We start from the raw sequence: 7,710 nt of genomic DNA, 5'->3' as shown, positions 1-7,710 counted from the left end.
ACTATGCCGGGACCATCGCCGCAACCGGCTCCAACGCTACGCAAGATGAAAGCTCCGCGTTTCCGCCGGTTGCTCACACCGCGCCATTTGGCGTATTCAAAGCCGCCGAGGCTCTAACCGCCGCTGGATGAAAGTTCAGTGGCAGGTCAGGATGACCGACGACTGGCAACATATGATCGACAGCACCACGGTTCGCGGCCATTCGCAGGCAGCGGGCACTAAAGGGGGGGCTCACAAGGAGGGTTTTGGTCGATCACGCGGCGGCTTTACGACAAAAATCCATGCCCGCGCAGACGGTCAGGGGCGTCCTCTTGGTTTGTCCTGACAGGCGGCGAGACCTCCGATTATCGTGCCGTTCCCGCTCTTCTTGCCATACCCGTGGGCAAACCAAGGTCATTTCTAGCCGACAAGGGCTATGACGGCGACGCTGTTCGCGAAGTGCTGCTCATCCATGGTATTCGTCCGGTTATCCCGCCGAAAGCGAACCGCAAAAACCCGCCTTCCTGCGACTTTGAGATATATAAAGACCGCAACCGTATCGAGCGAATGTTCAACCGGCTCAAGCAGTTCCGTAGAATCGCCACTCGTTACGACAAAACCCGAACTTCCTTCGAAGCGTTCCTTTCACTGGCTGCGGCAAAAATATGGCTGCCGCACTTTGTGGAACGTCTTTAGGTCACCTCTGGCGCTGCAACGGAAAAGGTTTCACCTACAGACGAAATCAGTGAGCTTGGCCCATGGATTTTGATGTGTCGTGCTGCTTGTTTTTTGCATTCAGGATCGTGATTGATCCGATGGTTACACAATCGTCTCCAACCGGTGTGGGAAAAGGCAATCCTTTCCGCGGTCAAAATGTCAACGCCGGATGCGCCTCTTATCTCCTTGATGAGTTCTGGCCACGAGGCCTTCTCTTGAAAGAGCCTGTCGACAAGCTCGAGTATCTGCAAAACAGGTCCGGCCATGAAACCCCTCCATCAGGAAGCGACCTTATCGCATCTTCACCATCAACTTTGTCAACAGAGCCTAATGCCCTAAGCGATCCAGGACGCCTTTGGGTAGATATACTTCGCGGCGACCGCCCAAGTGTTCTTTCCGTTCTCGTTATCCTTATCAACCTCCTGTTTCCACATTGTCGCAGCTGCAATAGACTGCACGACATATAGTTTTGCGAGCATCGCGGGAGAGATAAATGGCAACAGAAAATTCCGGAACTAAACACCTAGCGCTGTTGATTGATGGCGACAACGCTTCGCCAAAGATCGTCCGCGGCCTCATGGCTGAGATTGCCAACTACGGAATCGCTAGCGTCAAACGCATCTACGGTGACTGGACCGCTCCCAACCTAAAGGGCTGGAAGGAATGCCTGCTCGAACATTCCATCCAGCCAATTCAGCAATTCGCCTACACGACTGGAAAGAACGCGACCGATGGCGCAATGATCATCGACGCCATGGACTTGTTGTATACTGGTCGTTTCGCGGGATTCTGTATTATCTCCAGTGACAGCGATTTTGCGCGGCTGGCGGCGAGAATCCGGGAGCAAGCTGTCACCGTCTATGGGTTCGGTGAGCGGAAGACTCCGCGCCCCTTCATCACTGCCTGTGACAAGTTCGTCTATTTCGATGTGCTCAATGCTCAGGCTGCGGAGCTCGAAGAAGCAGCGGCTCCCACCCAAAACCCAGTCCAGGCCAAGCCTGCCGCCACCAAGGCGACGTCTAAAAAGGCGGACTTGAATAAAACGGCACGAGACATGTTGACCAAAGCGATTATCGCAACTGCTGATGAAGACGGTCGAGCCAATCTGGCCCAAGTGGGAGGGCATCTGGCGAAGCAAGCGCCCGACTTCGATGCACGCAATTACGGCTTCCCCAGACTAAGCGATCTCGTGAGGTCGTTCGGTATCGTCGATGTCGAGCGAGCACCGGACAACCCGAAAATAATATTAGTTCGCCTCAAGAAGGCTTAAGCCGGCAATACGAAATGTGAGACGAAGATGGTCCGCCAGCCGATCGGACATTGCTCCCAACTTTCACAGCGACTGATTTCCGTGTGTTCCGAGAGTCCAGCCTAGCAGCGTTGCTCTTCTTGAAACCAGCTATCACCAGGGGCCTTTTTACAAGCCTTTTGGGGCCGGGAGATCAAAATACTCTGTAGCCATTCGATGTTGCGCGAAAAGCCATTCGATCTTGCACGCTACAGGGTGTGAGGCCTTCGCTCTCAACACGGCATTAACCGCCTTTGCCGGTTCCACCGCCAATCCAGGGCTTCGCCGTTGAAAATTCAGCCTCTCTTAAAAGCTTGCGGGCATAGCGGATGTGAGAGATGAGGCCGGGCCGCGAGGGATCGTCATGCAGAATGCAAGCGCAAACGCACTGGTGCCGCGCGAGGCTGTGCGCCCGACGCCGATGGCGGATATTCAGAAGATCGCCCAGCACATGGCGCGCCTGAACGTCGCGGCACTACCGCGCAATTACGAACTCTTTCATGAGGCGATCGTCGGGCTCAATGCCGGCCTTGCGCAGGATATCGCAGCACTCGGACCGCAGCCGCAGCAGCCGATGCTCGACGAACTCGGCCTGAAATACCGCCTCGTCGGCCATTGCGGGCTGGCGGGCGAGACATCACGGAACGAGGCGAGCCGGATGCTGCGCGGCGTGGCGGAAAGGCTTGCCGAAGGGCTGAAGCACAAGAACGCCTTTGCGCGCGCCTGCGGCACGATCCTGAAATCCGTTTCCGGCCACGACGACCAGAGCCTTGCCGCTTTCCTCGGCGAGGTCGACTACCTCACGGCTTCGCTTTCGACCGTTCTTGCGGCGGAGATGGAAATCGGCGCCAGGCTGCAGGACGACATCAAGACGCTGGAAACGCTGGAGCGCGGTATTTCCGCGATGCAATCGGCTGCGATCGCCGACAGGATCACCGGACTTCCGAACCGCATCGCACTGAACCGGACGATTGCCGACCTCTACGAGCGGGAAGAAGGTGCCGCCGGCAGCGCGCTGATCATGGTCGATATCGACAATTTCACCGATCTCAACGGCAAATACGGCACCCAGGCAGGCAACAAGCTCCTGAAGAAGCTCGCCGGCCTCCTCCAAAAGTCGATCAAGAAGAACGATTTTATTGCCCGCACCGAGGCTGACGAATTCGCCCTTTTGTTTTCCAATGTCGGCATGCAGGATGCAATGACGATCGCCGAACGCCTTCGCTCCTCCGTCGAGGACAATCTGGTCTTTGCGACATCCGACAAGGCCGATCCCGGCAGGCTCACCATCTCGATCGGCGTGGCACTCAGCACAGATGCGGCAACGCCAGGACAGTTACAGGCCAATGCCCGGGTGGCGCTTCTCGCCGCACAATCGAACCCCCGACTGCCGGTGCAGGCTTTCGGCCGCTGAGACGCACTAGCAATCTTGCGGTGGGACAAGCAGGCTAGTCCCCGGGATAAGCAGGCTTGTCAGCGCACAAGCAAGCTTGGCGCGGGATAAGCGCTCTTGCCTTGGCGAGCGCTTTCGGCCAAAACGCCGGCCATGATCACGCTCACCGATATTTCCGCCCGCATCGCAGGGCGCCTGCTTCTCGACAATGCCAGCGTTTCGCTGCCTTCAGGTACGAAGGCAGGGCTCGTCGGGCGCAACGGCGCCGGCAAGTCCACGCTTTTTCGCGTCATCACCGGCGATCTCGGCTCGGAGAGCGGATCGGTGTCGATCCCGAAGGCCGCACGCATCGGCCAGGTGGCGCAGGAAGCACCGGCGACCGAGGACGCTCTGATCGAGATCGTGCTTGCCGCGGACAAGGAACGCACCGCCCTCGTTGCCGAGGCGGAAACCGCGACCGACCCGCACCGCATCGCCGAAATCCAGATGCGCCTTGTCGATATCGACGCGCATTCGGCCGAAGCGCGCGCGGCGAGTATTCTTGCCGGCCTCGGCTTCGACAAGGCGGCGCAAGCCCGCCCCGCCTCCTCCTTCTCCGGCGGCTGGCGCATGCGCGTCGCCCTCGCCGCCGTGCTGTTTTCCGAGCCGGACCTGCTTCTGCTCGACGAGCCGACCAACTATCTCGACCTCGAAGGCACGCTGTGGCTGGAAGACTATGTCAGGCGCTATCCGCACACCGTCATCATCATCAGCCACGATCGCGACCTCCTGAACAATGCGGTCAATGCGATCGTCCATCTCGACCAGAAGAAGCTTACCTTCTATCGCGGCGGATACGACCAGTTCGAGCGGCAGAAGGCGGAAGCCGACGAATTGCAGACGAAGGCCAAGGCCAAGAACGACGCGGCACGCAAACATCTGCAGGGCTTCATCGATCGCTTCAAGGCCAAGGCTTCCAAGGCCCGACAGGCACAATCGCGTGTCAAGGCGCTCGAGCGCATGGGAACGGTCGCTGCGGTGATCGAGGACCATGTGCAGCCGATCACTTTTCCCGAGCCGGAAAAGCAGCCGGCTTCGCCGATCGTCGCGATCCAGAGTGGCGCCGTCGGCTATGAGCCCGGCAATCCGATCCTGAAGAACCTCAATCTTCGTATCGACAATGACGACCGGATCGCCCTGCTCGGCTCGAACGGCAACGGCAAATCGACCTTCGCCAAATTCATCTCCGGCCGGCTCGCGCCGGAGAGCGGTGAAGTGAAGATCGCGCCGAGCCTGAAGATCGGCTTCTTCGCGCAGCACCAACTCGACGACCTCATCCCCGAGCAATCGCCGGTGGAGCATGTGCGCCGGCTGATGCCGGGTGCGCCGGAAGCCAAGGTGCGCGCCCGCGTCGCCCAGATGGGGCTTGCGACCGAAAAGATGGCGACGGCCGCCAAGGATCTTTCCGGCGGCGAAAAAGCCCGCCTGCTGATGGGGCTCGCCGCTTTCAATGCGCCGAACCTGCTGATCCTCGACGAGCCGACCAACCACCTCGACATCGACAGCCGCCGCGCGCTGATCGAGGCGCTCAACGACTATGAAGGCGCCGTCATCCTGATCTCGCACGATCGCCATCTGATCGAGGCGACGGTCGATCGGCTGTGGCTGGTCAATGGCGGTACGGTGACGACCTTCGAAGGCGATATGGACGAGTACCGCGACCTCATCGTCACATCCGGTAAAAAAAAAGAAGAAAAGCCGCAGCTAACTGAAGACGCGACATCGAAGGCCGACCAGCGCAAGCTCAATGCCGAACGTCGCGCCTCACTGACGCCACTTAAGAAAAAGATCAACGAAATCGAATCCTTGACGGCGAAGCTGGAGAAACAGATTCAGGCGCTTGACGCGGAACTTGCGGATCCGGTCCTTTACGAGAAGACGCCCGCTAAAGCCGCCGAGAAGGCAAAACAGCGCGGCGAAGCTGCTGCAAAACTGGCTGCCGCCGAGGAAGACTGGCTGATGCTGTCGGCCGAATACGAAGAAGCGATGGCGGGATAGCCACAGGTCTCATCGAATGCGTGGCGAAGTGCCGCGCATCAACGCAATTTGGGCCATTATCAACCGATCGTTAACCATAATCCGAAAGGTTGTCTCAACATTCGTTACCGATTTGTTGAGCCCTTTCCATGTATCGTCTTTTCGTTCTGTCCTGCATGGCCCTCACGGCCGCCCTCTCCGCCTGCAGCACCACCAGACAATCCGCTCCTGACACATCGATCAAGACCTCCTCGGTGATCGCGCCCGAAGAGCGGAAACTTGCCTATGCCGGCGACGATGCGACGCCGCGCCTAACCGGCTGGCACCATCTGGCCGGACGAACGCTGGAGGTCTCCTCGCTCGCCGATCTCAAGCTCCAGGACAAGGAAGTGATCCTCAGCTTCGACGATGGCCCGATCCCCGGCCGGACCGATAAGGTGCTGGCAATCCTCGACCAGTTCGGCGTCAAGGGCGCCTTCATGATGGTCGGCGAGATGGCCGAGATGCATCCGGCGCTCGCCCGCAAGGTCGCCCAGGACGGCAACACGATCGGCAGCCACACTTATGACCACGCCAACCTCGCTTCGCTGAGTTTCGACGCGGCGATGGCCGAGGTGATCAAGGGCGAATTGGCGGTGACCAAGGCGACCGGAACCGATGTCTCCTTCTTCCGCTTCCCTTATCTTGCCGAGAGCCACAGGCTGCGCGCCGCGGTCGCCATGCGCGACATGGTGGTCATGGATGTCGATATCGACAGCAAGGACTACTTCACCACGACGCCGGTCTCCATAACGCAGCGGACGATGAACCTCTTGCACAAGCGCGGCCGCGGCATCATCCTGATGCATGACATCCACAAACGCACGGCGACGATGCTACCAACCCTGCTCTCGAAACTCGAAACCGAAGGCTACAAGGTGGTGACGCTGAAATTCAAGAAGACGCCGGCGCCGAACAACGTCCTCGCCTCGGCCGATTTCGTGACGATCCGCTAAGGCGGGTTGCCCAGTCGGGATTAGCCGCAAGACGGCCGGAGTTCGGCCGAGCAAAATCCGATTTTTGATGCCATTACCGGGCGGGAAGGTTGCCGATCAGCAACCCTCTCGTGCACAAGATTTTTCAACGAACGCGCCTATTTCAGAAAATAAAATCTACAAAATCCATCACAATGATGATTTTCTCTGAGACAGAACGTTCCTTCTCTCTCATTGGTTCCCTATGCCTTTCAAAGCCGTCCAGTTGCCGATTCGCGCAGGAATGCGATGCGGTCAGCGTTCTTTTCTATCAGCGCGGAGAAGCATGGCCAATATTGCGCGGGAAGCCGACGTCCATCTCATCACCAGCCTTTTCGGCCTCACCTCAAAGTGGCGCACATCCACGCCATAGCAGTCGAGCCAAAGAGTGCTGCAATTGCTCGGGGACCTGAACCGGTCCTTCTACCTTCCCAAGACGGAGCTCAAACATGTCACGCAAATTTCTCCCGAAGGCGCTCCTCGCCATGTCGATTACCTTGTTGGCGGCAACGCAGGCATCCGCGGATGCCACACTCGACCGCATCAAAGCCCGCGGCACCCTTACCGTTGGCGTCATCCTCTCGGGGGCGCCCTTCGGCTATATCGATCCGACATCGCAAACGCAGAAGGGATACAATCTCGATATTGCAAAAGCGCTCTCGGACGATCTTGGCGTCAAGCTGGAAACAGTCACCGTCACGCCCCCGAACCGGGTGCAATTTCTCCAGCAGGGCAAGGTCGATATCCTGATTGCGAACATGCAATATACCGAGGACCGCGCCAAAGTTCTTGATTGGGTGGCGACGCCGTATGATCGCAGCGGCGGTGCTGCCGTCGGACGCAAGGACAGCGGCCTGAAGGACTGGGCAGATCTCAAGGGAAAGCCGGTCTGCGTTTCGCAAGGGTCGAACTTCACGCAGCCGCTCATCGAACAATACGGCGCCGAGGTAAAGGGCTTGCCGAGCCAGCCGGAATCGCTGCTGGCACTGCAGGGCGGCAATTGTGTCGCCGCCGTCCATGTCGGCGCAACCGTCGGCCTTCTGCTGGAGGACCGGCCCGAGGAGTGGAAGGACTACACCATTCTCTTCCCGACCGAACTGCTCCCTTCCGACTCGGTAATCTGGGTGCGAAAAGGCGAAAAGGAGACGGCCGAGGCACTCGATAAGTCGATCCGGCAGCTCCATACGTCAGGAAAGCTCCTGGAATTTGCGAAGGCGAACCGGCTCCGCAATACCGACTATCTCGAACAAGAGCGCAAGACCCTGTCGGCTGGCAAGTAAGACAGGTTACACTGGCGGATCGAC

At 58.7% G+C, this 7,710-nt stretch carries 6 protein-coding genes and 2 pseudogenes; 7 read left to right on the top strand and 1 reads right to left on the bottom strand.

What is annotated here, in order from left to right; translation table 11 throughout:
- Together AC1D2N_RS27290 and AC1D2N_RS27285 are read left to right on the top strand one after the other, a co-directional pair.
- Positions 1 to 131 (top strand): annotated as a pseudogene (locus tag AC1D2N_RS27290) (IS3 family transposase); the annotation flags it as partial.
- A gap of 23 nt (positions 132 to 154) precedes the next feature.
- Positions 155 to 675: pseudogene (locus AC1D2N_RS27285) on the top strand (IS5 family transposase); the annotation flags it as partial.
- Here the strand turns inward: AC1D2N_RS27285 and AC1D2N_RS27280 are convergent.
- A complete protein-coding gene (locus AC1D2N_RS27280; RefSeq protein ID WP_130728942.1) occupies positions 672 to 962 on the bottom strand; it encodes a hypothetical protein in 291 nt (96 codons plus the stop codon). The pseudogene AC1D2N_RS27285 and the gene AC1D2N_RS27280 overlap by 4 nt on opposite strands.
- Positions 963 to 1,189: 227 nt before the next feature.
- Here AC1D2N_RS27280 and AC1D2N_RS27275 point away from each other — a divergent pair, with 227 nt between their 5' ends.
- The 5 genes from AC1D2N_RS27275 (at position 1,190) to AC1D2N_RS27255 (ending at position 7,686) form a co-directional block, all read left to right on the top strand.
- Positions 1,190 to 1,966, top strand: a complete 777-nt coding sequence (locus AC1D2N_RS27275; protein ID WP_130728941.1) for an NYN domain-containing protein — start codon at positions 1,190 to 1,192, stop codon at positions 1,964 to 1,966.
- Positions 1,967 to 2,348: 382 nt separating this feature from the next.
- Positions 2,349 to 3,398: a GGDEF domain-containing protein gene (locus AC1D2N_RS27270; protein ID WP_130728940.1), complete on the top strand. Its 1,050-nt coding sequence runs from the start codon at positions 2,349 to 2,351 to the stop codon at positions 3,396 to 3,398.
- Between the two features lie 132 nt (positions 3,399 to 3,530).
- The gene (locus tag AC1D2N_RS27265) at positions 3,531 to 5,414 is read left to right on the top strand and encodes an ABC-F family ATP-binding cassette domain-containing protein (protein ID WP_018447434.1); all 1,884 of its coding nucleotides are present in this window, start codon (positions 3,531 to 3,533) and stop codon (positions 5,412 to 5,414) included.
- A gap of 128 nt (positions 5,415 to 5,542) precedes the next feature.
- Positions 5,543 to 6,388, top strand: a complete 846-nt coding sequence (locus AC1D2N_RS27260; protein WP_018241470.1) for a polysaccharide deacetylase family protein — start codon at positions 5,543 to 5,545, stop codon at positions 6,386 to 6,388.
- Positions 6,389 to 6,855: 467 nt separating this feature from the next.
- On the top strand, positions 6,856 to 7,686 hold the full coding sequence (locus AC1D2N_RS27255) for a transporter substrate-binding domain-containing protein (protein WP_130728938.1): 831 nt from the start codon (positions 6,856 to 6,858) through the stop codon (positions 7,684 to 7,686).
- Positions 7,687 to 7,710 lie beyond the last annotated feature (24 nt).

The sequence above is a fragment of the Rhizobium sp. P1_B8 genome, assembly GCF_056406515.1.
This window is presented reverse-complemented; position numbering and strand designations above follow the sequence as displayed.